The following is a 23942-nucleotide window of genomic DNA, read 5'->3' as shown; positions in this document are numbered from 1 at the left end:
GAGGATCACGCACATGCACCATTGCACTGATACCCAGGCGGTATGCCGAGGGTGCGGCCTCAAGCTTCGCGGCTCGCCGTCGTGGAAAGCTGGCCTTGCCTTCCACCCTGACCCGAAAGGCGAAGTGAAGCGCTGCCACTACGGTGGCTGGGTGTGCTCTCGCCGCTGCGATATCAAAGCCTGCGTGGAGCTGGAAGGCACCATGCCAGGTTGCGGGTCAGTGAATAGCTTTGAGCGGCTCTCCATCTACGCGAAGAAGAGCATCAACAGCCATTGGCCGGAGGCAGCATGAACGCACTACAGCAATGCCAGCACCGGCACGACAACTCCGAACCACGAACCCCGTGGATCGATACGCCGGAAGGCCTGGACTACCTCAAGAGCGGGGTCCGCACCCTGCTGCTCGGCTTCGACACCAGCACGGTAAAGGTTGCTGACTTCATCGCCGAGTTCTCGATCGCCCGCAACGAAGCCGACCAGGCGGACAAGAGCTTTGCACTTGACTGGGCCCTGGCACGCGGCGGCATGACCCCTTTCAGCTATCACAAACTCGCCAAGGAAGTCGCCGAGCGGATGCTCTACGACAAGCGCGACGAGGCAGAAGGACAACTTCTATGGCTCACCCAATGAGGCACGACATGAACACTGCAGCGAAGAAGCCAACCGCCCAGTTCGAAGAAGTCGCCGGCAAGACGCTGACCCAGGCGCGTGAGCTGGCCGCCCGCTACGGCTACGGCGAACCCGTATTCACCAGCATCAGCGGCGGCTTGTGCGTGCTGCGTTTCGAGGTGAAGGCATGAGCAAGCACACGCCTGGGCCTTGGGAAATCCACAAGGCGCAAAATGGCAGAACCATCGTTCAAGTCGGCCCGTGTGCGCCAGAGGAATATGCGGGGTGCGCTTGGCTGGATGTGAGTGAGCCAGACGCTTGCCTGATCGCCGCCGCTCCTGACCTTCTTGAGGCGCTGGAAGCCGTTGTCCGAGTAGCAGATCGAGCCACGGTCGAATTCGACATGGCCCGCGCAGCCATCGCGAAAGCAAGGGGTGAGCCGTGAAAGAGGCCGTTGCTTACATCTGCGCCACCGTCCTGGTGATTCTCTTTCTCGGCCAAGACCCGCTGATCGATCTCATCGGCAGGCCGCCGGCCTACTGTCAGCCGCCGCACGCCGCCAACTGAACACCCTTCCCCATCCCCACCTATTCGCTGCGCTTGGCGCGGCGGGAGAAAGTCATGTCCGATCTAGCCATCAAACAAACCTTCAGTCTGATGCCGCAGAACATCGACGAGGCCTTGCGCTTCGCCGATCACCTGTCCCAGGCCGACATCGTGCCCAAGGACTACCAGCGCAAGCCTGGCAACGTCCTGGTGGCCATCCAATGGGGCATGGAGCTGGGCCTGCAGCCCATGCAGGCCATGCAGAACATCGCCGTTATCAACGGGCGCCCGTCGCTCTGGGGTGACGCCGTGATCGCCCTGGTCCGCAGCTCGCCGCTGTGTGAATACGTCTACGAGAACGACGACGGCGAGACGGCCACCTGCCGGGTGAAGCGCCGCGGCGAAGAAGAGCAGGTCCGCACGTTCAGCATGGCCGACGCCAAGTTGGCAGGCCTGGCCGGCAAGCAGGGCCCCTGGAGCCAGTACCCCAAGCGCATGCGCCAGATGCGTGCCCGTGCCTTCGCTCTGCGCGACGTGTTCCCCGACGTGCTGCGCGGCATGCCGGTCGCCGAAGAGCTGATGGACACACCCACCGAACGCGAAGTCGGACCGGCCCGCCAGGCCGAGGCGCCGAAGACGCTGCCCAGCTACGACCAGACGAAGTTCGAGTCGATGCTGCCGACCTGGCAGAAGGGCGTGAACGACGGCAAGACCACCCCCGACGATCTGCAGGCCTTCCTGCAATCGAAATACACCCTGAGCGACGAGCAAATCAGCCGTATCCAGAAGCTGGCAGCCATCGAAGGAGAGGCCACCCATGAAAATCCATAACGTCCAGCAGGGCACGCCCGAGTGGCATGCCCTTCGCGCCAGCCACTTCACTGCCTCGGAGGCGCCCGCGATGATGGGCGCCTCGAAGTACCAGAGCCGCAGCGACCTGCTAGCCATGAAGAAGACCGGCATCGTGCCGGAGGTAACCGCAGCGCAACAGAACCTGTTCGACCTGGGCCATGCCACTGAGGAAATGGCCCGCCCCCTGGTCGAAGAGCTGATCGGCGAAGAGCTGTTCCCCATCGTCGGCACCAGCGGCAATCTGCTGGCCAGCCTGGATGGCGCCACGATGCTCGGCGACACCCTGTTCGAGCACAAGCTCTGGAACGAGAAGGTGGCCTACCAGGTACGCACCGAGGAACTCGAACCGCACTACTACTGGCAGCTTGAGCAACAACTGCTAGTCAGCGGTGCTGAGCGCGTGATCTTTGTTTGCTCAGATGGCACCCGAGCGAACTTCGAGCACATGGAATACCGCCCGGTACCAGGCCGAGCCGAGCAGTTGATCGCCGGCTGGAAGCAGTTCGAGGAAGAGCTGGCCGATTTCGTGCCGCAGGAAACCAAGGTCGAAGCGGTTGGCCTGGCGCCGGAGCAGCTGCCGGCGCTGCGCGTCGAGGTCACCGGCATGGTCAAGGCATCCAACCTAGACGAGTTCAAGCGCCACGCGCTGGCCGTCCTGGGCAACATCAACACCACGCTCGAAAGCGATCAGGACTTCGCCGACGCTGACAAGACCGTCAAGTGGTGCGGCGATGTCGAAGAGCGGCTGGAGCTGGTCAAGCAGCAGATCCTCGGGCAGACCACCGACATCGACCAGGTCTTCCGCACCATCGACGAAATCAGCGCCCAGACCCGTGCCAAGCGGCTGGAGCTGAACAAGATGGTTGAGAGCCGGAAGAAGTCGATCCGCGAAGAGATTGTGATCGCCGCGGCCAAGGCCCTGCAGGATCACATCGACCAGATCAACGCCACCCTCGGCGGCAAGATTCGCATGCCCAAGGTTCCGGCCGACTTCGCCAACGCCATCAAGGGCAAGAAGACCGTCGCCAGCCTCAAGGAAGCCGCAGACACCGAGCTGGCCCGGGCGAAGATCGAAGCAAGCCGCGTGGGCGATGGCATCCGCGCCAACATCGCCAGCCTGAACGAGCTGGCCCGCGCGCACGGCTTCCTGTTCCACGATGCGCAAGACCTGGTGTTGAAAGCCAACGACGATCTGGTCGCACTGATCAAGACCCGCATCAGCGAGCACGAAGAAGCGGAAGCCGAGAAACGTCGCGTCGCAGAGCAGCAGGCACAGGCTGCAGCGCAACCGCTCCAGGCGCAGGCCGTTGAACAGGCGAGCGATCTGGTCGAGGTCGCCAAAGAGATTGACCGCGAACAGACGGTGGCAATCACTCCAGCAGCCGTTCAGCAGGCAGACAACGGCCAGCGCATCAAGCTGGGCGACATCACCAGTCGCCTCGGCTTCACGCTGACTGCTGACTTCCTGTCCTCGCTGGGCTTCGAGCCAGTTGGTCAGGAGCGTGCCGCCAAGCTCTACCGTACCAGCGACTTCCCGCGCATCTGCGCTGCTCTCATCAACCACATCCAGGGCGTCCAGCTGAGCAAGGTCGCCTGATACAGGAGACCGGCATGGCCGCCATCACCGTCGAAGAAACCTACGACCGCGTTGAAGAGTTCATCGCGCTGCTGGCAGCCGCCGAACTCCATGCCAGCGGCGCCTGGGAAATCACCTTCACCGAAGACATGCGGGCCAAGTTCGAGCGGTATGGCCCGCGCACCAACCTGAGCGCTGCCCAGCGGCAGACGCTTGAACGCATCGCCAAAAGCTGAGGAATCCACCGTATGAAGATTGCACACCGCGCCATCATCGAACGCGCCGAGAGCGAAGGCCTGTTCCCCGCAGAAATGGCCAGCGAACTGCTGGAGCATGACCTGGTACAACTCACCATCGACCAGCTCAAAGGCCAGACCGCCGTCTATGGCAGCCTGAGCGAGCAGGGCCAACAGGAAGTCATCGAGCGGGTTACCTTGGCGGTGAAGGACGCCGTCAAAATGGCAATCCGCATCATCGCCGCCAACGGCGTTGCTGCTGTTCCTGTCGACGTGAAGCGTGTCCAGGTCGACGAGAAGAAGTTGACCGTAACCCTATCGGTCGATGGCAAGGACCCGCGCAAGCATGACCTGGTCGATAGTGCTGGCCGTCTCTGCATGCTGGTGATGGCGCCAGACGAATACGGCGAAGGCCTGGACGGAATCAAGCCGGATCGTGATCAACATGAGTTGCCGTTGTCTGCTGCCGAGCTGGCGGCAGGCATGGGGTTGAAACCGTCCGGCAGCGATGAAGAAGAACAGGAAGCGGGATCTGGCACCCTGCTCGACGACCTCAACGCAATCACCCTCGACGAGGTCACCCAGCTGGTCCGCAAGTCTGGCGACAGCATCGATCTGACCTTCCTGCAGCAGCACCTGGCCGTCGACAGCAGCAAGGCCACCTCCCTGCTGTTCCAGCTGGTCGAACAAGGCGTCATTGCCGTCGAGAACAGCGACGCAGCCAACAGCGCCGATTACACCTACAAGGTGTTGCCGTTCGCAGACGCGAGCTGATCGCCGGTCAGCGCCACCACAGCCGCCTTCGGGCGGCTTTCTTTTGCCCCAAGGAAAGCCATCATGCCCCAATTGATCTGCGTCTTCGACACCGAGACCACCGGCCTGCCGGCCTTCAAGCTGCCGAGCACCGACCCGCGCCAACCACATATCGTCGATATCTGCGCCCTGCTCTACACCCCGAATGGCGAGCTGGTCGACAGCTTCGAAACCCTGGTCAAGCCCGATGGTTGGGAAATCCCCGACGACGTTGCTGCTATCCACGGCATCACCACCGAAATGGCATTGGCCGAGGGCATTCCAGAGGTCGAGGCCTGGCTCGGCTTCCTGGGCATCTGGCAGCAGGCCGGGCTACGCGTTGCGCACAACGTGGCGTTCGATGACCGCATCACCCGCATCGGCCTGCTGCGCTACTTCGACGAAGAGACGGCGGACACCTTCAAGGCAGGCCCCAACTACTGCACCTGCCTGAACAGCAAGAACCTGGTGCAGTGCCCGCCGACGGCGAAGATGGTCGCCGCAGGCTTCGGCAACCAGTTCAAGAACCCCACCGTGGCAGAGGCCCTGCTGCACTTCACCGGCGAAGAGCTGGTCGGCGGCCACCGCGCCCGACCGGATACCGAGGCGTGCGCCCGGATCTACTTCGCCCTGCAGCAGCTCAAGGCTGCCTGACTTTCACGCAAGGAACCCAATCATGAAACGTGAAACCATCAAGATCACCACTCCGGAAGGCATCAAGCTGCAGGTGCCTGCGCATGTGGTTGCATCGACCTTCATCGCTGCAGCGCTGGCGCAGATCGGCGTGCCGCAGCAGGCTCAGAGCCTGGAGCCGGCGAGCACCGCAGAGATTCCAGCGCTGGGCGAATACTGGCCTGGCCAGGGCGGCCACAACGCTGGCTTCGTTCCAGCTCGAGACGGTGTGCCTGCTCATTACCTGATCGTCTCGGCGAAAGATGTTGGCAATCACAAGTGGGGGCGCTACGGCGAAGAGTCGACAGCAACCAGCAAGACAGATGGCTTCGCCAATACCCAGGCCCTGATGAAAGAAGGCGAGCACCCAGCAGCATTGGCCGCCAGCAAGTACGAGGCCGATGGTCACAGCGACTTCCACCTGCCGGCAGCCGCTGAGCTGTATCAGTGCTGGCTGTATACGCAGAATCTGTTCGCGACGAACTGCTGGTACTGGAGCAGCACGCAGCGCTCCGCCGACACCGCATTCTCCATGTACTTCGGTGATGGCGGTCAGGGCACCAGCGGCAAGAGCTACGAGTTCCGTGTTCGGCCCGTCCGCAGACACTTCATTTGATCATTCGTTAATTCGTTCTGGCCGATAGGCCATTAATTCCACAGGGGCGCAGCAGCGCCTTTTTTGTTGCCCGAAAAGAGGTATCACCCATGCAAGCAGCACAGGTAAACCCTATCGCTCTTCAGATTGGCCAGGCCTACGGCGGCGGCTTCGTCACCGGCTTCTATCAGCAGGATGGCAAGCGCTATGCCGTAATCACGGCCCCGGCTTCATACGAACTGGTTGGCGAATGGGGCGAGTACGGACAGAAAGTCGATGGCGCCAGCAGCCTGACGGATAGTCGCGCCAACACCGAAGCCATGGCGGCCGCTGGCAGCGATATCGCGCAGAAGGTGCTGGGGCTCGACATCGAAGGCTTCACCGACTGGGCCATTCCAGCCCGCGACGTTCAGGAACTGCAGTATCGCCACTTCAAGCCAACGACCGACGCGAACTACGCCTGGAACCGTGACGGCGAGAACAACTCCAGCGTTCCACCTGGCGGCCTGTACAGCGAGGAATCGCCGGTACAGACCAGCTTCGAAGCATTCAAGGTCGGTGGCCAAGAGGCGTTCCAGCCGCGAGCGTATTGGAGCAGCACGCAGCGCTCCGCCAGCAACGCGTTCTACATGTACTTCGATGATGGCCTTCAGACCTACGGCGGCAAGTACGACGAGTTCCGTGTTCGGCCCGTCCGCAGCGAGCTAATTCAGTAATTCAATCATTCAATCCGCCCGCTTGCGGGCGGTGATTTCTGGAAGGAACCAGCAATGGCAATGCACACAGACCTGCCAATTCACAAAGTCGCGTTCGACTTGCTCAGCCTCGCCACCGACGTAACGCGCAACATCCCGCGAGACTTCAAGGCAGGGCTGGGCGCCAAGGTTCGCGACGAGTGCATCGAGGTAATGGTGCTGATCGCCAGGGCAAACGCAGCCAGGGAGAAGCAGCAGCACCTGTCAGTGCTCGTCGAGCGCGTGCAGGTGATCGAATTTCTTCTCCGGCTGTTCAAGGAAAAGCGGTTCATCAGCGTCAAGCAGCATGCCGCAGCCATCCAGCTCACCGCCTCCATCGGCAAACAGGCCAACGCCTGGAAACGCTACACCGCAACCGCGCCCGCTACCTGATCGTTACGGCGATCTGGTCTGTGCGATTTGAATCTGGTCGTGCCGCTGGCCAACTGGCCACCGCCATGCGCATACGAGATACCACCGGTCTAAAGCGTCCGCGCAGGTCTCGCGCAGTTTCCCTGCTGAGCAATCGGCGGGGCGACGTAGATAGCACGATGGGTCGCAGCGCTCCGCCAACAACGCATTCAACATGAACTTCGATGATGGCAATCAGAACAACAACGACAAGAACAACGAGTTCCGTGTTCGGCCCGTCCGCAGATCCAACTGTTGCGCCCTTCCCGTTCGAGGAGCTGGTGCAGGCCTACTACGATTGCCGGCGCTCAAAGCGCAACAGCGCCAGCGCGCTGGCATTCGAGGCCGACCTCGAGCGGAACCTAACTCAGCTTTACGACGAACTGCTGGCCGGCACCTATCGGCCTGGCAGCTCAATCTGTTTCGTGGTGACCCGGCCAAAGGCAAGGGAGGTATGGGCCGCAGACTTTCGCGACCGTATCGTTCACCACCTCCTGTACAACCGCATTGGCGCTGGCATCGAGCGCACCTTCATTGCAGACAGTTGCGCGTGCATACCAGGGCGCGGAACGCTGTACGCCGCCCAGCACCTTGAGGCAAAGATCAGGAGCGCCAGCCAGAACTGGTCGAAGCCGGTGTTCTATTTGAAATGCGACCTGGCCAACTTCTTCGTGGCAATCGACAAGCGCGTACTTGACCGGCAGTTGCGCAGGAGGATCGACGAACCATGGTGGCGCCGGCTTGCGTTACAGGTGCTCTGGCACGACCCGCGTGCTAACTACACCGTGCGCAGCCCGGCTGGCTTATTCAACCGGGTACCGCAGCACAAGCGCCTGATTGCTCAGCCTGCCAGCCTTGGCCTGCCGATCGGCAACCTAAGTAGCCAGTTCTTCGCGAATGTGTACCTGGATGCCCTGGACCAGTTCGTGAAGCACCAGCTTCGCTGCCGGCACTACGTGCGCTATGTCGATGACTTCATCCTGCTGCATGAATCACCGCAGCAGTTGAACGCCTGGCTTGCCGAGATAGAGGCCTTTCTGCCGACGCTCGGCGCCAAACTCAATCCGAAGAAAACCATCCTGCAGCCAGTAGATAGGGGCGTCGACTTCGTTGGTCACGTCATCAGGCCATGGCGCAGGACAACACGTAAGCGCTCTGTCACCGAAGCGCTGCGCCGCACGGCAGCGTCCAGCGATGAAGACCTACACGAAACCGCGAACAGCTATTTCGGCTTGCTCCGACAGGCCAGCCATAGCCAGAAAGACCGCGCCGCCCTGGCGCGCCTGATCCTCAAGCGCGGCCACACAGTGAATGGCGCACTGACTAAGACCTATCCGAAGAGGTGAACCATGATCCGCCCAGCACTCAATCCCGCAGACCGCAAGCAGCTGCGCGCCATGGCCAACGACCTGGTGCGCAAGCCAATCAGCGAGCCCATTAACAAGGTGATGTTCAACGAGGGCAAGCGCGATGCCGTGGACATCGTCAACGCCTGCAAAGCCCTGCTGCGCTCCCCGGTTGGCCGTGAATCGCTGATCGCCAAGCTGCGGGCAGCCAGCAAGGGCCGCCCGCTGAGCATCGTCAAAGGCTTCGACCACATCATCACCATGATCGAAACCGCCCCGCACTAACCATCCAGCGACCAACCACCGTCACCCAATCACAGCGCCGGCCTCGTCGGCGGAGGTATTCCCATGCCCGCAATTCAGGCTATCGCGCCAGCAGTGGCGCCTCAGTCCGCGCTACAGCCGCGAATCATCAGGGCAAAGGACGCCCCCGCCTATCTCGGCATGTGTCGCAACGAGTTCAACCGGTCGGTAAGGCCGAACATCCGCGAGTTTCGCATCGGAACCCAGGGCGTCGGCTTCGACCGAAAAGAGCTTGACGCCTGGGTCGATGCAGCGCTCGCACCATCCGCAATTGAAAACCCAGGCGCCGGGGGCAACAATCAGTCCCGCAGCGAGCGCCAGGGCAAACAGGAGTTGCCATGGCCAGAAAGACAATCACCGGCCTCCAGAAGCAGCCGAACGGCATCTGGAAGATCGACAAAATCTACAAAGGAGAACGAATTCAGGAGAGCACTGGAACTTGTGACCGGGAAGAAGCGGAGCAATACCTGATCCACCTGCTGGAGAAGAAGCGGAACGAAAAGGTATATGGCGTGCGCCAGGTGAAGATCTGGCGCGAGGCTGCCACCAAGTTCCTGCTGGACTTCAAGGATCAGCCGTCAATCAGGCTATCGGCGCTGTACCTGGAGCAGCTCGACCCGTATATCGGCGATCTGCCGTTGCCGTTTGTGGATGACGATGCGCTTGCGCCCTACATCCACGACCGGCAGAACCCAGCGACCGGCAAGCCGGCCAGCCCCAGGACGATCAACATCGCGCTCGAGCGCGTGATTCGCGTACTGAACCTGTGTGCCAGGAAATGGCGCGATGATCAGAAGCGGCCATGGCTCGACACGGTGCCGATGATCACGAAGCTGAACGAGAAGAAGGCCAGCCGCAAGCCGTACCCGATTTCATGGGACGAGCAATCGGCGCTATTTGCCGAGCTGCCCGACCATCTGCAGCGCATGGCGCTGTACAAGGTGAACACCGGGTGCCGGGAACAGGAAGTGTGCAAGTTGCGCTGGGATTGGGAGATTGCCGTACCGGAGCTGAACACCAGCGTGTTCCTGATACCGGACGGGTTCGGCGGGCGGCATGAGAAGTCGGGTGTCAAGAATGGCGAGGATCGCCTGGTGGTGCTGAACGACGTGGCGAAGCGTGTCATCGACGGTCAGCGCGGGATGCATCCGGTATGGGTGTTCCCGTATGGCCAGCCCGATGACTACGGGCCGACACCGGTTCACCGGATGAACGACAGCGCCTGGAAGAAGGCCAGGGTAAGAGCTGCTGCGAAGTGGGAGAAAGCCCACGGCACACCAGCCCACCCTGGTTATCGATCACTGCGGATTCACGACCTCAAGCACACGTTTGGCAGACGGCTCAGGGCGGCGGGAGTAACCGAAGAGGATCGCAAGGCCCTATTGGGCCACAAGAACGGGAGCATCACCAGCCACTACTCTGCGGCGGAGCTGGACCAGCTGATTGATGCAGCCAACAAGGTGTCAGTAACCGACAGTCGCGCCCCGGCGCTGACGATTCTGAAAAGGAGGCAAATTTAGGGCAGTCACTTGGAAAGTCACTGGCCCCAGAAATAACAAAGCCACCCGAAGGTGGCTAAGTCATTGAGGTTATTGGTCGGGACGGAGTGATTCGAACACTCGACCCCTTGCACCCCATGCAAGTGCGCTACCGGGCTGCGCTACGCCCCGACGATGCTTTCGGGTGACCGAAAGCGGGAGGAACTATACATTAAGCTTTTGAAATAAGGCAACTTTTTCTTCGCCTTACTTCTTCAGCACGTGCAAAACATCTTCGAGTTCGGCGATCATCTGCTTGATCAGCTGACGATACTGGGTGGTATCGTCCTTGGCTTCATCACCAGAAAGACGCTGACGTGCGCCGCCAATGGTGAAGCCCTGATCGTACAGAAGCGCACGAATCTGCCGGATCATCAGCACATCCTGACGCTGGTAGTAGCGACGGTTGCCCCGCCGCTTTACCGGGTTCAGCTGCGGGAATTCCTGTTCCCAGTAACGTAGAACGTGGGGTTTGACCGCGCAGAGTTCACTGACCTCACCAATGGTGAAGTAGCGTTTGCCGGGAATTGCCGGTAGTTCGTCGTTATGACTTGGTTCCAGCATAGGCCTCGACCCTGGCTTTCAATTTTTGCCCTGGACGAAAAGTGACCACACGGCGAGCCGTGATTGGAATCTCTTCCCCTGTTTTCGGGTTACGGCCGGGTCGCTGGCGCTTGTCGCGCAAGTCGAAGTTGCCGAACCCGGACAGCTTGACCTGTTCGTTCAGCTCAAGAGCCTGGCGGATCTCTTCAAAAAACAGCTCCACCAGTTCCTTGGCTTCCCGTTTGTTCAGGCCGAGCTCTTCATACAGACGTTCCGCCATCTCAGCTTTCGTCAGAGCCCCCATACGCTACTTCCTTAACGTGGCGTTGAACCTTTGTTCGAGGCAGGTGAGGATATTTTGCGTAGTAGTACTCACCTCATCGTCATTAAGAGTGCGCGATGGATGTTGCCAGGTCAAGCCGACGGCAAGGCTTTTTCTAAGCGGATCAATACCTTTACCGTGATAGACGTCAAATAGCTTGAGGTCCGTCAGCCATTCGCCCGCTGTTTCACGGATTGCTGCCAGTACCGCCTCGGCCGGCTGCTCGCGGTCGACCAGCAACGCCAGGTCACGACGCACTTCGGGGAAGCGCGACAATTCGCTGAATGCGGGCATGCGACCAGCGGCAACTTCCGCCAATACCAGCTCGAAAAGGAACACTGGCTGATCCAGACCCAGGGTCTTGGCGAGCTCAGGATGCAGAGCACCGAGGAAACCGACCAAGCGCCCTTCACGCTCGATTCGCGCGGTCTGACCCGGATGCAGAGCAGGATGTTCGCCCGGCACGAAGCTGAAGGCATCGGCCGCGCCGGCATAGCCCAGCAGCGCCTCGACATCAGCTTTCAGGTCATAGAAGTCGACGCTATCGCGGCTATTGGCCCAGCCTTCAGGCTGACGGCTGCCGGTGATCACGCCGGCGAGCATGGCTTCCTGCTGCAAGCCTTCCAGTTGACCGACGAAACGCAGGCCGCCTTCGAACAGCCGCACGCGCGATTGCTGACGGTTGAGGTTGTGCTGCAGCGCCTTTACCAGGCCCGGCCACAACGAGGAACGCATGGCGGCCATGTCGGCCGAAATCGGGTTGGCCAGTTGCAGCGGCTCTACGCCAGGGGTGAACAGCTCGAACAGCTTGGGATCGATGAAGCTGTAGGTGATCGCTTCCTGATAACCACGGGCAACCAGCAAGCGGCGCAGCGCCGGCAGCTCGGCCCGCGCTTCGGCCTTGGCCTGCGGCGCCAGGCGGGCCTGTGGGTAACGCACCGGCAGACGGTTGTAACCATACAGGCGGCCCAGTTCCTCGATCAGATCCACTTCCAGGCTGATATCGAAGCGATGACTCGGCACGCTGACCAGCCACTGGCCGGCGCCCTGAGCGCTCACGCCCAGGCCGAGCGCAGTGAGCAGCTGCTCGACCTCGGCGCCATCCATGTCCATGCCCAGCATCTGGCTGATGCGCTCGGCACGCAGAGTGATAGGTGCCACGTTCGGCAGATCAGCTTCGCTGCTGACCTCGACGATAGGACCAGCTTCGCCACCGACGATTTCCAGCAGCAGCGCGGTCGCGCGCTCCATCGCTTTGCGCGCCAGTTGCGAATCAACGCCGCGCTCGAAACGGTGCGAGGAGTCGGTGTGCAGGCCGTAGGAGCGGGCCTTGCCGGCCACGGCGATGTTGTCGAAGAAGGCACTTTCCAAGAACAGGTCGCGGGTCTTGTCGCTCACGCCGCTGTGCTCACCGCCCATCACGCCAGCGATGGCCAGGGCGCGGTTGTGATCGGCGATGACCAGCGTATCGGCACGCAGGCTGACGTCCTGACCGTCGAGCAGCACCAGCTTCTCGCCCTCTTCCGCCATGCGCACGCGAATGCCACCGTTGATCTCGGCGAGGTCGAAGGCGTGCATCGGCTGGCCCAGCTCGAGCATCACGTAGTTGGTGATATCCACCGCCGCATCGATGCTGCGGATATCGGAACGGCGCAAGCGCTCGACCATCCACAGTGGAGTCGGACGGGACAGGTCGACGTTACGCACCACCCGCCCCAGATAACGCGGGCAGGCCTTGGGCGCCAGCACCTCGACCGAACGTACCTCGTCATGCGCGGGCGCAACGGCGTCGATAGCGACTGGCGAAACCGCGGCGCTGTACATGGCACCCACTTCGCGGGCCAGGCCAGCGAGCGACAGGCAGTCGCCACGGTTGGGAGTCAGGCCGATCTCGATGCTCGCATCATCCAGACTCAGGTAGGCACGGATGTCCTGGCCAACCGGGGCATCTGCCGCCAGTTCCATCAGGCCGCTGTTGTCCTCACTGATCTGCAGCTCGGAAGCCGAGCACAGCATGCCCTGGGATTCCACGCCACGCAGCTTGGCCTTCTTGATCTTGAAGTCGCCCGGCAGTTCGGCGCCGATCATGGCGAACGGAACCTTGATACCGGCGCGGGCATTGGGCGCGCCGCAAACGACCTGGAAGGTCTCGCTGCCATTGCTAACCTGGCATACACGCAGCTTGTCAGCGTCCGGATGTTGTTCGGCACTGAGAATTTCACCGACCACGATGCCACTGAAGGCACCGGCTACCGGCTGTACCGCGTCGACTTCGAGGCCGACCATGGACAGGCGCGCGACCAGATCCTCGCTGGATACGTCGGGGTTCACCCAGCTGCGCAGCCACTGTTCACTGAATTTCATGTTGTCTGTTCTCCTTAAACGAATTCGATCACGAGGGGCGGCTGCTAGCGAAATTGCGCCAGGAACCGCAGGTCGTTATCGAAGAACAGGCGCAAGTCGTTGACGCCATAACGCAGCATGGCCAGGCGTTCGACGCCCATACCGAAGGCGAAACCGGAGTATTTTTCCGGGTCGATGCCGCTCATGCGCAGCACGTTCGGGTGCACCATGCCGCAGCCCATCACTTCCAGCCAGCCGGTCTGCTTGCAGACGCGACAGCCCTTGCCGGAGCACATCACGCACTGCATGTCGACTTCGGCAGACGGCTCGGTGAAGGGGAAGAAAGACGGACGGAAACGCACGCCCAGAGGCTTCTCGAAGAACACGCGGAGGAACTCCTCGATGGTGCCCTTGAGGTCGGCGAAGCTGATGTCCTCGTCGACCAGCAGGCCTTCGACCTGATGGAACATCGGCGAGTGAGTGATATCGGAGTCGCAGCGATAGACGCGGCCGGGGCAGACGATGCGGATCGGCGGCTGCTGCGATTCCATGGTGCGCACCTGAACCGGCGAGGTGTGGGTGCGAAGCAGCATGTTCGCATTGAAATAAAAGGTGTCATGCATCGCCCGCGCCGGGTGGTGGCCGGGGATGTTGAGCGCTTCGAAGTTGTGGTAGTCGTCTTCGACTTCCGGCCCCTCGGCAACGCTGTAACCGATATGGGTGAAGAACTGCTCGACACGCTCGAGCGTGCGAGTGACGGGGTGCAGACCACCAGAAGCCTGGCCACGGCCTGGCAGGGTCACGTCGACACGCTCGGACGCCAGCTTCTCGGCGAGCAGAGCCTGCTCAAGCACGGATTTGCGGGCATTCAGGGCGTCTTGTACCTGATTCTTGGCAGTGTTGATCAGGGCGCCAGCCTGCGGGCGCTCTTCGGCCGACAGCTTGCCCAGAGTCTGCATCAGGGCGGTCAGCTCGCCTTTCTTGCCAAGGTACTGAACCCGGAGCTGTTCCAGGGCATTGACATCTTCACTTCGTTGCACGGCCTCAAGCGCTTGCGAGACCAATGCATCCAGATTTTCCATTTACAGACTCCAGATACGAAATAGGGGAAGAGCTGTTAAGGCTCTTCCCCTATCTTTGACGTTGCCACCGGGCGAACCCGGTGATTGTCGGGGGACTTAAGCCAGAACGGCCTTAGCTTTCTCGACAATCGCAGCAAACGCCGCTTTTTCGTTCACTGCCAGATCAGCCAGAACCTTACGGTCGATTTCGATCGACGCTTTCTTCAGGCCAGCGATCAGACGGCTGTAGGACAGACCGTTGACGCGAGCACCAGCGTTGATACGAGCGATCCACAGTGCGCGGAACTGACGTTTTTTCTGACGACGGTCACGGTAGGCATATTGACCAGCCTTGATGACAGCCTGCTTGGCAACACGGAACACACGCGAACGAGCGCCGTAGTAGCCTTTAGCCAGTTTCAGAATCTTTTTGTGACGAGCACGAGCGATAACGCCACGCTTAACACGAGCCATGAGTAATTACCTCTAAGTATCTTGACCGATTAACGAACGCGCAGCATGCGCTCGACTTTAGCTTTGTCCGACGGACCGATCAGCGAGCTGCCACGCAGCTGGCGCTTACGTTTCGTGGACATCTTGGTCAGGATGTGGCTCTTGAAAGCGTGCTTGTGCTTGAAGCCTGTAGCAGTCTTCAGGAAGCGCTTCGCAGCGCCGCTCTTGGTTTTCATTTTTGGCATGTTTTGTACTCCGCATTCATTAACAACTGATAACCATCAGGCCTGCCAGTGCCCGGTAGATTATTTACGCTTCTTGGGTGCGATGACCATCATCAGCTGGCGTCCTTCCAGCTTAGGATGCTGTTCTACGGTGCCGATTTCAGCGAGGTCAGCTTCGACCCGCTTCAACAGCTCCATACCCAGTTCCTGGTGAGCCATCTCACGACCGCGGAATCTCAGAGATACCTTGGCCTTGTCCCCGTCTTCAAGGAAACGTACCAGGTTGCGTAGTTTTACCTGGTAATCCCCATCTTCCGTCCCTGGACGAAACTTGATTTCTTTAATCTGCTGCTGGTGCTGGTTCTTCTTGGCGATAGCAGCCTGCTTCTTCTTCTCGAACAGGTGCTTGCCGTAGTCCATGATGCGGCAAACTGGCGGTACTGCATCAGCCGAGATCTCTACCAGATCCAGCTTGGCTTCTTCAGCCACGCGCAATGCCTCATCGATCGAAACAACACCGATCTGCTCGCCATCTGCACCAATCAGGCGCACTTCACGAGCGGTGATGTTTTCGTTGATCGGCGCCTTAGGGGCGGCCCGCTTGTCCTGTCTCATTTCACGCTTAATAGTTATTACTCCAAATCTTGGCGACCACGCCGGGAAACCGCTTGCTGCAACTGTGCGGCGAACTGCTCGATGGGCAGAGAGCCCAGATCGACGCCTTCACGGGTACGGACAGCAACGGATCGAGTCTCGACTTCCCGATCTCCAATAACCAAGAGATAGGGAACCTTGAGCAAGGTATGCTCGCGGATTTTAAAGCCGATCTTTTCGTTTCTCAAGTCAACCTTGGCACGAAAACCGCTTTGATTGAGAGTTTTCTCGACTTCCCGGGCAAAATCGGCCTGCTTGTCGGTGATATTCATGATCACCGCCTGGGTTGGAGCGAGCCAAGCCGGGAAAGAACCGGCGTAGTGCTCAATCAACATCCCGATGAAACGCTCGAACGAACCAAGGATCGCACGGTGCAACATGACCGGACGCTTGCGGTTGTTGTCTTCGGCGATGTAGCTGGCGTCCAGACGCTCCGGCAGGTTCGGATCGTACTGCAGCGTACCGCACTGCCAGTTACGACCCAGGCAATCACGCAGGGTGAATTCGATCTTCGGACCGTAGAAGGCACCCTCGCCCGGCTGATATTCCCAGGCCAGACCGGATTCATTCAGCGCCTCGGCCAGCGCACCTTCGGCGCGATCCCACAGTTCGTCGGAGCCAACACGCTTGGCAGGACGGGTCGAGAGCTTCATGGCGATATCACTGAAACCGAAGTCCGCATAGACCTGCAGGGTCAGCTTGATGAAGTCGGCCGCCTCTTTCTTCACCTGATCTTCGGTGCAGAAGATGTGCGCGTCGTCCTGCACGAAGCCACGCACGCGCATGATGCCGTGCAGTGCACCGGACGGCTCGTTGCGGTGGCAGGCACCGAATTCGGCGAGACGCAGCGGCAGGTCGCGGTAGGACTTCAGGCCCTGATTGAAGATCTGTACGTGACACGGGCAGTTCATCGGCTTGACCGCGTAGTCGCGGTTTTCCGAAGCCGTGGTGAACATGTTCTCGGCGTAGTTGGACCAGTGCCCGGAGCGCTCCCAGAGAATGCGATCGACCACTTGCGGCGTGCGCACCTCGACGTAGCCGTTCTCACGCTGCACCTGGCGCATGTACTGCTCCAGCACCTGATAGACAGTCCAGCCATTGGGGTGCCAGAACACCATGCCCGGCGCTTCTTCCTGCAGGTGGAACAGATCCAGCTGCTTGCCGATGCGACGGTGATCGCGCTTCTCGGCCTCTTCGATGCGCTGGATATAGGCAGCCAGCTGCTTCTTGTCCGCCCAGGCCGTGCCGTATACACGCTGCAGCTGCTCGTTCTTCGAGTCACCGCGCCAGTAGGCACCGGAAATACGGGTCAGCTTGAATGCCTTGAGAAAACGCGTGTTCGGCACGTGCGGACCGCGACACATGTCGACGTACTCTTCATGGAAATACAGACCCATGGCCGTTTCGTCCGGCATGTCGTCGATCAGACGCAGCTTGTATTCCTCGCCACGCGACTTGAACAGCTCGATGACCTCGGCACGCGGCGTCATCTTCTTGATGACGTCGTAGTCCTTCTCGATCAACTCGGCCATGCGCTTTTCGATGGCCGCCATATCTTCCGGCGTGAAGGGACGATCGATGGCGATGTCGTAATAGAAGCCTTCGTCAATGACCGGCCCGATCACCATCTTGGCGTTCGGATACAGCTGCTTGACGGCATGCCCTACCAGGTGAGCACAGGAGTGGCGGATGATTTCCAGCCCCTCTTCGTCTTTCGGCGTGATGATCTGCAGGGTGGCATCGGCATCGATCACATCACAGGCATCGACCTGCTTGCCGTTTACCTTGCCAGCCAGGGTGGCCTTGGCGAGGCCTGCACCAATGGACTGCGCGACCTCCAGCACGGATACCGGATGATCGAACGAACGCTGACTGCCGTCGGGAAGAGTAATGATGGGCATGGCGCCTCCTCTCCTAGTGGTGACCCCTACCAAAGGTCACGTGGGTTGGGATGAGCCAGGAAGCGATTCAGCGGTATACCCACCTAACGATGGCAGGAGCCCGAAGGCCAACCAGTCCGAACCAGAGTCACTGGAAGTAAAAGAGTGCGGATGCTTTCAGAAAGCCTGAGCCCTGACAAGCTGCCGCTTGAAACAAAACACGCAAAAACCTGATGCATCATCGCCCGAAAAAATCGGGCAATAAAAAAGGGGTCGCTTAGCGACCCCTTTTTATCGATTTGGTAGGCACAATTGGACTCGAACCAACGACCCCCACCATGTCAAGGTGGTGCTCTAACCAACTGAGCTATGTGCCTTCGATGGGTGCGCATTCTACGCAGATCTTTTTGGCCGTCAACAGATTTTTTCGCTAACTCACTGAAATAGGCCAATTTTTTATCGAAACCGGATCGTTGAATATTTTGCACGGACACTAGCCGGCTATTTTCAACTCAGGTAGCATCGGTTCATTCGTAAAAAATAAAGAACAGAGGTTCAAAATGGCGCACACGGCCTATCCACAATCCTATTATGCCGCTTCAGCCAACCCCGTCCCACAGCGCCCTACCCTGCAAGGCGAAGTGGAAACCGATGTATGCATCATCGGTGCGGGCTACACCGGTCTTTCCACTGCGTTGTTCCTGCTGGAGAACGGCTTCAAGGTGAGCATCGTCGAAGCGGCCAAGGTCGGCTTCGGTGCGTCGGGTCGTAATGGCGGACAGATCGTCAACAGCTACAGTCGCGACATCGACGTGATCGAGCGGACGGTCGGCCCCAAGCAGGCGCAATTGCTCGGACAGATGGCCTTCGAGGGCGGGCGAATCATCCGTGAGCGCATCGCCAAGTACGACATTAAATGCGACCTGAAGGATGGCGGCGTGTTCGCGGCGCTGACTGCCAAGCAGATGGGGCACCTGGAATCGCAGAAGAAACTGTGGGAGCGCTACGGCCATACCCAACTGGAACTGATGGATGCGGCGCGCATCCGCGAAGTCGTTGCCACCGAGAACTATATTGGCGGCATGCTGGACATGAGCGGCGGCCATATCCATCCGCTGAACCTGGCGCTCGGCGAAGCGGCTGCGGTCGAATCGCTCGGCGGTGTGATCTATGAACAGTCCCCTGCTACCCGCATCGACCGCGGCGCCAACCCGGTGGTGCATACCCCGGAAGGTCGAATCAAGGCCAAGTTCGTGGTGGTCGCGGGTAACGCCTATCTGGGTAATCTGGTACCGGAACTGGCGTCCAAGTCGATGCCGTGCGGCACTCAGGTGATCACCACCGAGCCGCTGTCCGACGAAGTCGCGGCTAGCCTGTTGCCGCAGGACTACTGCGTAGAAGACTGCAACTACCTGCTCGACTACTACCGTCTGACTGGCGACAAGCGCCTGATCTACGGTGGCGGCGTGGTCTATGGGGCGCGCGACCCGGCCAACATCGAGGCGATCATCCGCCCGAAGATGCTCAAGACCTTCCCGCAACTGAAGGACGTGAAGATCGACTTCGCCTGGACCGGCAACTTCCTGCTGACCCTGTCGCGCCTGCCGCAGGTCGGCCGCATCGGCGACAACATCTACTACTCGCAGGGCTGCAGCGGCCATGGCGTGACCTACACCCACCTGGCCGGCAAGGTACTGGCCGAAGCCCTGCGTGGTCAGGCCGAGCGCTTCGATGCCTTCGCCGGGTTGCCGCACTACCCCTTCCCGGGCGGTCGCCTGTTCCAGGTGCCGTTCAGCGCCATCGGCGCCTGGTACTACACGCTGCGTGACAAGCTCGGCGTGTGATCGCCCTGCACACAATGAAAACGGCGCCCGAGGGCGCCGTTTTCATGTGCTTCATGGACAGACCGGCAAGGCCTGGCACTGCCCAGCGGAACCGCTCGTCCTGGGCGGCGCGGCGAATCGCGCATCCTCTGGCGCCAGACGCTGCGCACAGGCCTGCGCCTGCTGCGCCTCAGCGGCACAATTCTGTTCCCCCAGCACCTGCGACAGGTTGAACCAACCAGCCGCGAAATCCGGCTCGCGCTTCAGACTCTCACGCAGCGCCTGCTCCGCGCCTTTACGATCACCATCGGCATAACGGCTGTTGCTCAGGGCGAACCAGGGCAGCGATTGCTCCGGCCAGGCCTCGGCGGCGCGGCGATAGGCACGCCGCGCCGCCTGCGCGTTGCCGGTTTGCTCCAGGTCGTTGGCAGCCTTCATCCAGGTGTGGACATCGGCCTGCGCCGGCAGACGCTCAGGTGGCAAGGTGACGACGGCCCAGCGCCCACCCCGCGCCCAGGTTCTGTCGAAGCTGGCGAAGCTGTCTTCAAGCCGGCGCGTGGTGGCAGAGCGCAGAATCAGCGTGCGCTCGCGACGGTCATAGCCAACCACCACCGCGAAGTGCCACTGCGGGTAGAAGTCGAACGCCAGGTTCTGCAGCACCAGCACCGGGTTACCGGCAGCCACTTCGGCCAACACGGCATCCAGGCGTGGTTGCAGCGGATACACCAGCATTTCGTGATTGCGCGCGGCGGCGACCATCTCCACCTGCAGGCTGCCTTCACGGCTGGGGATGTAGACCTTGTCCTTGAGCGCGCCCGGTGTGGTCAGCACGCCACGCTGGTTGAGCATGGTGGCCAAAGCCGCCGGCCCACACTGGAAGGCGTCCTGAGGGAAGAAAGGAACGTCGGTGAGTTCTACCCGCTCAGGCAGACGCTCGGCCTCCGGTGATAACACCGGAGACCGAGCGCAGGCTGTGAGTAGAACGATCGAAGCGATACAGCAGAGGCGAATCAGCGATTTATGCATTTGACGAAATTGAAGATGTTGGTGGCGCACAGCATATCAGTGATGATGAAGATCACCAGAAACAACACGATGATGCCGACCACCCCCGCACCTGCCGGCGCCTGATCCAGCTGCTGGTTGAACTGCGCCAGCTCGGCCGGGGTCAGGCTGGCGATACGCGATTCGACCTGATCACGGTCGACGCCCATGGCCACCAGCTTCTCCTTCACCTGCTCGTCGTCGAGCATGGCCATCAGTTGCTGCTGATCGACCTTGTGCTGCTGCTCGGCGATCACCTCGTGAGTGCCGACCATCGCCGCATTCGCGGCAGGAATCTGCACCACCAGCAGCAGGTGAAACAGTGCGGTAATGGCTGCCAGACGGCGCATAACGGGGTTCATGGAAATTGTCATTGTGGTTATCTCCTGAGGGACGAGGTAGCCAATAGACAGCATTAAAATCGCTCAGGTTCAGTCCGTCAGTCTGCGGCCGTTCACGTTTCCATCAGAAGCTGGCTGAGCACCGCGCGCAGCTTGCCTGGTTTGACGGGTTTGTTCAGCAAAGGCGCGCCCAGGGCCTGCAGCTCGCGACGACAGGCATCACTGCGATCGGCGCTGATGATCAACGCAGGGATCGATCTGGAAAACGCCTCGCGTACTTGCTGAATCACCTGACAACCGAGCACGCCATGATCGAGGTGAAAATCCGCCAGGATCACCTCTGGCGCCCGGCCCTGCAGACGCTGCAACGCCTCGGGAAGATCGACAGCGGTCACCACCTCGCAGCCCCATTGCCCGAGCAGCGCAGCCATGCTGTGCAGGATATCGACTTCGTTGTCGATCACCAGCAGACGTCGGCCCGGCAAGGGATTGCCGAGAACCGGTTGCGCCACGGACGGCACCTGGCGCGGTGGCCGCGTCTGCGCCAACGGGACAAGAATGCTGAACACCGAACCGCGCCCAGGCTGCGAACGAACCTGCACCGGGCACCCCAGCATGCGCGCGATACGCTCGACGATCGCCAGGCCCAGACCGACGCCCTTGCGCTCAGCGGCGCGACCGACTTCGAGCTGATTGAACTCGAGGAAGATCTTGTCCAGTTGATCAGCCGCGATACCGCGACCGCTGTCCCACACCTGCAGCTCGACGAATGCGCCGCGGCGCCGAGCGCCCAGCAGCACGCCACCGCGCTCGGTATAGCGGCAGGCGTTGCTGAGGAAATTGCGCAGGATGCGCGTCATTAGCCGGAAATCGGTGCTTACCGCGTAGTCAGCGATGCGTACGCGCAGACGCAAATCACTGGCACTGGCGACGCTTTCGAACTCCGAGGCCAGCGGCGCCAGCAACTCTTCGAGACTGAAAACATCGACGTCCGGTTTGATCGCGGCCTGATCCAGCTTGGAGATATCCAGCAGATCGGCGAGCAGATCCTCGGCGCCCTCCAACGCCAGGTGACTGCGCTCTACCAGATTCTGCTCGGCGCTCGGCAGTTCACGTTCGCGCAGCGTGGAGATCAGCAAGCGCGCGGCATTCAGCGGTTGCAGCAGGTCGTGACTGGCTGCGGCCAGGTACTTGTCCTTGCTGCGATTGGCGGCCTCCGCGGCGTCACGGGCCTCGCGCAGAGCCAGTTCGATACGTTCGCGCTCTTCGATCTGCCGTTGCAGGTTGCGGTTGGACTCGAGCAGCTCGAAGGTGCGCGCAGCGACGCGGCGCTCCAATTCGTCATTGAGTTGTTGCAGACGCTGCTGCGCCTGCTTGCGCTCGGTGATATCGGCGACGAAGCCTTCGAAAACGCCCTCGCCTTCGGGCTTGAGCAGCAGGTTCATCAGCACATCGATGGTGCTGCCATCGCGCCTGCGCAGGCGCGTCTCGTAACCCAGCAACACCTGCCCCTGGCTCAGCTGTTGGCGAATCACCTCCAGCTCGTCGAAACCACCGACGAACAGATGCCGGGCCAGATCGGCCGGCGACCACAGCACCTGCTGCGGGTCGTCATAGCCGAGCATGCGCGCCATCGCCGGGTTGGCCGCCAGCACGCCATCCTGCAGGCTGGCCTGGATGATGCCGTGCACCGCGTGCTCGAACAGCCATTTGTAGCGGTTGCGCTCGGTCTCCAGTTCTTCCAGACGCGCCAGCAGCTCCGGGTAGTGACTCTTGCGCGCCGACTGGCTACCGAGGCCGAGCAGCCCGGCCAGCGCTTCGTCAGAGCGCCTCGCCATACACCACCTCGACATCGCGCTGGGTCGATTCACGCGGATTGGTCAGGATGCACGGATCGTCCATGGCATGACTGGACAGGAACGGGATATCCGAAACACCCACGCCATGCAGGCCGAGCGTCTCGCGGAAACCCATGGCGTGTTTGAAGGCGATCAGATGCTCGACCAGGCGCTGGCGAATCTGTGCGTGATTGAGTCCGCGACAGTCGATGCCCAGGGTTTCGGCAATCACCTTGAAGCGCTCCGGCGCAGCACTGTAATTGAAGGCCACCACATGCTCGACCAGCACCGCATTGCACAGGCCGTGCGGCAGGTCGAGGAAACCGCCCAGGCTGTGGCTCATGGCATGCACCGCACCGAGAATGGCGTTGGAGAACGCCAGACCGGCCTGCATGCTGCCGAGCATGATCTTCTCGCGAAGGGCGATATCGGCCGGGTTGGCGATCATCTGCACCAGGTTGCCGTTGATCAGGCGCATGGCCTCCAGCGCGTGCGGGTCGGTCAGCGGGCCGTTGCCAGTGGACACGAACGCCTCGATGGCATGCACCAGGGCGTCGATGCCGGTACAGGCACTGAGGAACGGGTCCATGCTCAGGGTGGTTTCCGGGTCGATCAAGGACACGTCCGGGACCACCGCCTTGCTGACGATGGAAAACTTCATCCGCTCCTGCTGGTTGGAGATGATCACGAACTGCGACACATCGGCCGAAGTGCCGGCGGTGGTGGGGATCAGGATCAGTGGCGGACTGGGCACGCGGATGGTGTCCACGCCTTCGAATTCGAGAATGCTGCGGCCATGGGCGACGACGATGCCGATGCCCTTGGCGCAGTCCATCGGACTGCCGCCACCGACGGCGACGATGACGTTGCAGCCCTCGCTGCGATACAGCTCGGCGCCGGTCATTACCTCTTCCACCCGCGGGTTGGGCGAGACGCCGGTATACAGGCAATAGGCGATGCCCTGAGCCTGCAGGCTGGCCTCGACATCGCTGGCCCAGCCGGCGGCGACCACACCGGGATCGGAGACGATCAGCACCTTGCGCGCACCAAAGGTCTTGGCGTAGTTGCCGACGTTATGCCGGGAACCGGCGCCGAAGATGATCTCGGGGGAAACGAACTTTCGCAGCTGACTCAAATCGTGGCTCATACAACGGCCTGAAATTTCTTGTTATGGAATGGCGATCAGCCTACTGCATTGCCGGGTTT

The 23942-nt window shown here is 60.8% G+C and carries 29 protein-coding genes and 2 tRNA genes; 17 read left to right on the top strand and 14 right to left on the bottom strand.

Annotated elements, in window-relative coordinates:
- Positions 1-13: 13 nt before the first annotated feature.
- The 16 genes from BLR77_RS25205 to BLR77_RS18670 all read left to right on the top strand — a co-directional run bounded on the left by BLR77_RS25205 (position 14) and on the right by BLR77_RS18670 (position 10192).
- Positions 14-292: a hypothetical protein gene (locus BLR77_RS25205; RefSeq protein WP_139203044.1), complete on the top strand. Its 279-nt coding sequence runs from the start codon at positions 14-16 to the stop codon at positions 290-292.
- A complete protein-coding gene (locus BLR77_RS18730; protein WP_074680629.1) occupies positions 289-630 on the top strand; it encodes a hypothetical protein in 342 nt (113 codons plus the stop codon). The genes BLR77_RS25205 and BLR77_RS18730 overlap by 4 nt, the downstream gene beginning before the upstream one ends.
- Positions 631-638: 8 nt before the next feature.
- A complete protein-coding gene (locus BLR77_RS25200) occupies positions 639-800 on the top strand; it encodes a hypothetical protein (RefSeq protein ID WP_162275018.1) in 162 nt (53 codons plus the stop codon).
- Complete coding sequence (locus tag BLR77_RS18725) at positions 797-1054, top strand: hypothetical protein (protein ID WP_074680627.1); 258 nt, start codon at positions 797-799, stop codon at positions 1052-1054. Before BLR77_RS25200 ends, BLR77_RS18725 begins: the two co-directional genes overlap by 4 nt.
- Positions 1051-1176 (top strand): hypothetical protein, encoded by a 126-nt coding sequence (locus BLR77_RS25830; protein WP_274379662.1) that lies wholly within the window; start codon positions 1051-1053, stop codon positions 1174-1176. Before BLR77_RS18725 ends, BLR77_RS25830 begins: the two co-directional genes overlap by 4 nt.
- Before the next feature lie 54 nt (positions 1177-1230).
- A complete protein-coding gene (locus BLR77_RS18720; protein ID WP_074680625.1) occupies positions 1231-1986 on the top strand; it encodes a recombinase family protein in 756 nt (251 codons plus the stop codon).
- Positions 1973-3604, top strand: coding sequence for a YqaJ viral recombinase family protein (locus BLR77_RS18715; protein ID WP_074680623.1), 1632 nt, complete (start codon positions 1973-1975; stop codon positions 3602-3604). Before BLR77_RS18720 ends, BLR77_RS18715 begins: the two co-directional genes overlap by 14 nt.
- Positions 3605-3618: 14 nt before the next feature.
- Complete coding sequence (locus BLR77_RS18710; protein WP_074680621.1) at positions 3619-3819, top strand: hypothetical protein; 201 nt, start codon at positions 3619-3621, stop codon at positions 3817-3819.
- A 12-nt stretch (positions 3820-3831) separates the two neighbouring features.
- Entirely contained in the window at positions 3832-4593 is a 762-nt protein-coding gene (locus tag BLR77_RS18705; RefSeq protein WP_074680619.1) for a hypothetical protein, read from the top strand.
- A 63-nt stretch (positions 4594-4656) separates the two neighbouring features.
- On the top strand, positions 4657-5265 hold the full coding sequence (locus BLR77_RS18700; RefSeq protein ID WP_074680617.1) for a 3'-5' exonuclease: 609 nt from the start codon (positions 4657-4659) through the stop codon (positions 5263-5265).
- 22 nt (positions 5266-5287) lie between these two features.
- Positions 5288-5899 (top strand): Lcl C-terminal domain-containing protein, encoded by a 612-nt coding sequence (locus BLR77_RS18695; RefSeq protein ID WP_074680615.1) that lies wholly within the window; start codon positions 5288-5290, stop codon positions 5897-5899.
- Between the two features lie 89 nt (positions 5900-5988).
- Complete coding sequence (locus BLR77_RS18690) at positions 5989-6594, top strand: Lcl C-terminal domain-containing protein (RefSeq protein ID WP_074680613.1); 606 nt, start codon at positions 5989-5991, stop codon at positions 6592-6594.
- Positions 6595-6648: 54 nt separating this feature from the next.
- The gene (locus BLR77_RS18685; protein WP_074680611.1) at positions 6649-7005 is read left to right on the top strand and encodes a four helix bundle protein; all 357 of its coding nucleotides are present in this window, start codon (positions 6649-6651) and stop codon (positions 7003-7005) included.
- A 203-nt stretch (positions 7006-7208) separates the two neighbouring features.
- Positions 7209-8369, top strand: coding sequence for an RNA-directed DNA polymerase (locus BLR77_RS18680; protein WP_083366086.1), 1161 nt, complete (start codon positions 7209-7211; stop codon positions 8367-8369).
- 3 nt (positions 8370-8372) lie between these two features.
- Positions 8373-8654 (top strand): hypothetical protein, encoded by a 282-nt coding sequence (locus BLR77_RS18675; RefSeq protein ID WP_074680609.1) that lies wholly within the window; start codon positions 8373-8375, stop codon positions 8652-8654.
- A 356-nt stretch (positions 8655-9010) separates the two neighbouring features.
- Complete coding sequence (locus BLR77_RS18670; protein ID WP_074680607.1) at positions 9011-10192, top strand: tyrosine-type recombinase/integrase; 1182 nt, start codon at positions 9011-9013, stop codon at positions 10190-10192.
- Positions 10193-10265: 73 nt separating this feature from the next.
- Here the strand turns inward: BLR77_RS18670 and BLR77_RS18665 are convergent.
- The 10 genes from BLR77_RS18665 to BLR77_RS18615 form a co-directional block, all read right to left on the bottom strand.
- Positions 10266-10342: transfer RNA gene (locus BLR77_RS18665), tRNA-Pro, on the bottom strand.
- A 75-nt stretch (positions 10343-10417) separates the two neighbouring features.
- Positions 10418-10774 carry a MerR family transcriptional regulator gene (locus BLR77_RS18660; protein ID WP_013716019.1) on the bottom strand — a complete coding sequence of 119 codons (357 nt, stop codon included), beginning with the start codon at positions 10772-10774 and terminating at the stop codon, positions 10418-10420.
- Positions 10755-11057 carry an integration host factor subunit alpha gene (gene ihfA, locus BLR77_RS18655; RefSeq protein WP_003243414.1) on the bottom strand — a complete coding sequence of 101 codons (303 nt, stop codon included), beginning with the start codon at positions 11055-11057 and terminating at the stop codon, positions 10755-10757. The genes BLR77_RS18660 and ihfA overlap by 20 nt, the downstream gene beginning before the upstream one ends.
- Positions 11058-11060: 3 nt before the next feature.
- On the bottom strand, positions 11061-13439 hold the full coding sequence (gene pheT / locus BLR77_RS18650; protein WP_074680605.1) for a phenylalanine--tRNA ligase subunit beta: 2379 nt from the start codon (positions 13437-13439) through the stop codon (positions 11061-11063).
- A 44-nt stretch (positions 13440-13483) separates the two neighbouring features.
- On the bottom strand, positions 13484-14500 hold the full coding sequence (gene pheS / locus BLR77_RS18645; RefSeq protein WP_074680603.1) for a phenylalanine--tRNA ligase subunit alpha: 1017 nt from the start codon (positions 14498-14500) through the stop codon (positions 13484-13486).
- Between the two features lie 96 nt (positions 14501-14596).
- Complete coding sequence (gene rplT, locus BLR77_RS18640) at positions 14597-14953, bottom strand: 50S ribosomal protein L20 (RefSeq protein ID WP_003461224.1); 357 nt, start codon at positions 14951-14953, stop codon at positions 14597-14599.
- Between the two features lie 29 nt (positions 14954-14982).
- Entirely contained in the window at positions 14983-15177 is a 195-nt protein-coding gene (gene rpmI / locus BLR77_RS18635) for a 50S ribosomal protein L35 (RefSeq protein WP_003461222.1), read from the bottom strand.
- A gap of 60 nt (positions 15178-15237) precedes the next feature.
- Positions 15238-15789: a translation initiation factor IF-3 gene (infC, locus tag BLR77_RS18630; protein ID WP_174578087.1), complete on the bottom strand. Its 552-nt coding sequence runs from the start codon at positions 15787-15789 to the stop codon at positions 15238-15240.
- The gene (gene thrS / locus BLR77_RS18625) at positions 15789-17711 is read right to left on the bottom strand and encodes a threonine--tRNA ligase (RefSeq protein WP_074680599.1); all 1923 of its coding nucleotides are present in this window, start codon (positions 17709-17711) and stop codon (positions 15789-15791) included. Before thrS ends, infC begins: the two co-directional genes overlap by 1 nt.
- 279 nt (positions 17712-17990) lie before the next feature.
- Positions 17991-18067 (bottom strand) — tRNA-Val (locus BLR77_RS18615).
- 183 nt (positions 18068-18250) lie between these two features.
- Between BLR77_RS18615 and BLR77_RS18610 the strand changes: the two genes are divergently transcribed.
- The gene (locus tag BLR77_RS18610; protein WP_074680597.1) at positions 18251-19534 is read left to right on the top strand and encodes an NAD(P)/FAD-dependent oxidoreductase; all 1284 of its coding nucleotides are present in this window, start codon (positions 18251-18253) and stop codon (positions 19532-19534) included.
- Positions 19535-19585: 51 nt separating this feature from the next.
- Here the strand turns inward: BLR77_RS18610 and BLR77_RS18605 are convergent, their stop codons facing one another.
- The 4 genes from BLR77_RS18605 to ercA form a co-directional block, all read right to left on the bottom strand.
- Entirely contained in the window at positions 19586-20539 is a 954-nt protein-coding gene (locus tag BLR77_RS18605; protein WP_238380592.1) for a PA2778 family cysteine peptidase, read from the bottom strand.
- A complete protein-coding gene (locus tag BLR77_RS18600; protein WP_074680593.1) occupies positions 20524-20931 on the bottom strand; it encodes a PA2779 family protein in 408 nt (135 codons plus the stop codon). Before BLR77_RS18600 ends, BLR77_RS18605 begins: the two co-directional genes overlap by 16 nt.
- Positions 20932-21011: 80 nt before the next feature.
- The gene (locus BLR77_RS18595; RefSeq protein ID WP_074680591.1) at positions 21012-22736 is read right to left on the bottom strand and encodes a hybrid sensor histidine kinase/response regulator; all 1725 of its coding nucleotides are present in this window, start codon (positions 22734-22736) and stop codon (positions 21012-21014) included.
- Positions 22720-23883, bottom strand: a complete 1164-nt coding sequence (gene ercA, locus BLR77_RS18590) for an alcohol dehydrogenase-like regulatory protein ErcA (protein ID WP_074680589.1) — start codon at positions 23881-23883, stop codon at positions 22720-22722. Before ercA ends, BLR77_RS18595 begins: the two co-directional genes overlap by 17 nt.
- Positions 23884-23942 lie beyond the last annotated feature (59 nt).

Origin of the sequence: Ectopseudomonas alcaliphila, assembly GCF_900101755.1 — a bacterium.
Taxonomy (GTDB): domain Bacteria; phylum Pseudomonadota; class Gammaproteobacteria; order Pseudomonadales; family Pseudomonadaceae; genus Aquipseudomonas; species Aquipseudomonas alcaliphila.
Note: the sequence above shows the minus strand (reverse complement) of the source record. Positions and strands in the feature narration are given on the sequence as shown.

Coding starts and splice junctions, on each gene's coding strand:
- BLR77_RS18680 (WP_083366086.1), top strand. CDS start 7,209: ATGATGGCAATCAGAACAACAACGACAAGAACAACGAGTTCCGTGTTC.
- thrS (WP_074680599.1), bottom strand. CDS start 17,711: ATGCCCATCATTACTCTTCCCGACGGCAGTCAGCGTTCGTTCGATCAT.
- rpmI (WP_003461222.1), bottom strand. CDS start 15,177: ATGCCAAAAATGAAAACCAAGAGCGGCGCTGCGAAGCGCTTCCTGAAG.
- BLR77_RS18700 (WP_074680617.1), top strand. CDS start 4,657: ATGCCCCAATTGATCTGCGTCTTCGACACCGAGACCACCGGCCTGCCG.
- BLR77_RS18675 (WP_074680609.1), top strand. CDS start 8,373: ATGATCCGCCCAGCACTCAATCCCGCAGACCGCAAGCAGCTGCGCGCC.
- BLR77_RS18695 (WP_074680615.1), top strand. CDS start 5,288: ATGAAACGTGAAACCATCAAGATCACCACTCCGGAAGGCATCAAGCTG.
- ihfA (WP_003243414.1), bottom strand. CDS start 11,057: ATGGGGGCTCTGACGAAAGCTGAGATGGCGGAACGTCTGTATGAAGAG.
- pheS (WP_074680603.1), bottom strand. CDS start 14,500: ATGGAAAATCTGGATGCATTGGTCTCGCAAGCGCTTGAGGCCGTGCAA.
- BLR77_RS18600 (WP_074680593.1), bottom strand. CDS start 20,931: ATGACAATTTCCATGAACCCCGTTATGCGCCGTCTGGCAGCCATTACC.
- BLR77_RS18705 (WP_074680619.1), top strand. CDS start 3,832: ATGAAGATTGCACACCGCGCCATCATCGAACGCGCCGAGAGCGAAGGC.
- BLR77_RS18730 (WP_074680629.1), top strand. CDS start 289: ATGAACGCACTACAGCAATGCCAGCACCGGCACGACAACTCCGAACCA.
- BLR77_RS18715 (WP_074680623.1), top strand. CDS start 1,973: ATGAAAATCCATAACGTCCAGCAGGGCACGCCCGAGTGGCATGCCCTT.
- BLR77_RS18690 (WP_074680613.1), top strand. CDS start 5,989: ATGCAAGCAGCACAGGTAAACCCTATCGCTCTTCAGATTGGCCAGGCC.
- BLR77_RS18720 (WP_074680625.1), top strand. CDS start 1,231: ATGTCCGATCTAGCCATCAAACAAACCTTCAGTCTGATGCCGCAGAAC.
- BLR77_RS18610 (WP_074680597.1), top strand. CDS start 18,251: ATGGCGCACACGGCCTATCCACAATCCTATTATGCCGCTTCAGCCAAC.
- pheT (WP_074680605.1), bottom strand. CDS start 13,439: ATGAAATTCAGTGAACAGTGGCTGCGCAGCTGGGTGAACCCCGACGTA.
- BLR77_RS18670 (WP_074680607.1), top strand. CDS start 9,011: ATGGCCAGAAAGACAATCACCGGCCTCCAGAAGCAGCCGAACGGCATC.
- BLR77_RS18660 (WP_013716019.1), bottom strand. CDS start 10,774: ATGCTGGAACCAAGTCATAACGACGAACTACCGGCAATTCCCGGCAAA.
- ercA (WP_074680589.1), bottom strand. CDS start 23,883: ATGAGCCACGATTTGAGTCAGCTGCGAAAGTTCGTTTCCCCCGAGATC.
- BLR77_RS18710 (WP_074680621.1), top strand. CDS start 3,619: ATGGCCGCCATCACCGTCGAAGAAACCTACGACCGCGTTGAAGAGTTC.
- BLR77_RS25205 (WP_139203044.1), top strand. CDS start 14: ATGCACCATTGCACTGATACCCAGGCGGTATGCCGAGGGTGCGGCCTC.
- BLR77_RS18685 (WP_074680611.1), top strand. CDS start 6,649: ATGGCAATGCACACAGACCTGCCAATTCACAAAGTCGCGTTCGACTTG.
- rplT (WP_003461224.1), bottom strand. CDS start 14,953: ATGGCTCGTGTTAAGCGTGGCGTTATCGCTCGTGCTCGTCACAAAAAG.
- BLR77_RS18605 (WP_238380592.1), bottom strand. CDS start 20,539: ATGCATAAATCGCTGATTCGCCTCTGCTGTATCGCTTCGATCGTTCTA.
- BLR77_RS25200 (WP_162275018.1), top strand. CDS start 639: ATGAACACTGCAGCGAAGAAGCCAACCGCCCAGTTCGAAGAAGTCGCC.
- BLR77_RS18595 (WP_074680591.1), bottom strand. CDS start 22,736: ATGGCGAGGCGCTCTGACGAAGCGCTGGCCGGGCTGCTCGGCCTCGGT.
- BLR77_RS18725 (WP_074680627.1), top strand. CDS start 797: ATGAGCAAGCACACGCCTGGGCCTTGGGAAATCCACAAGGCGCAAAAT.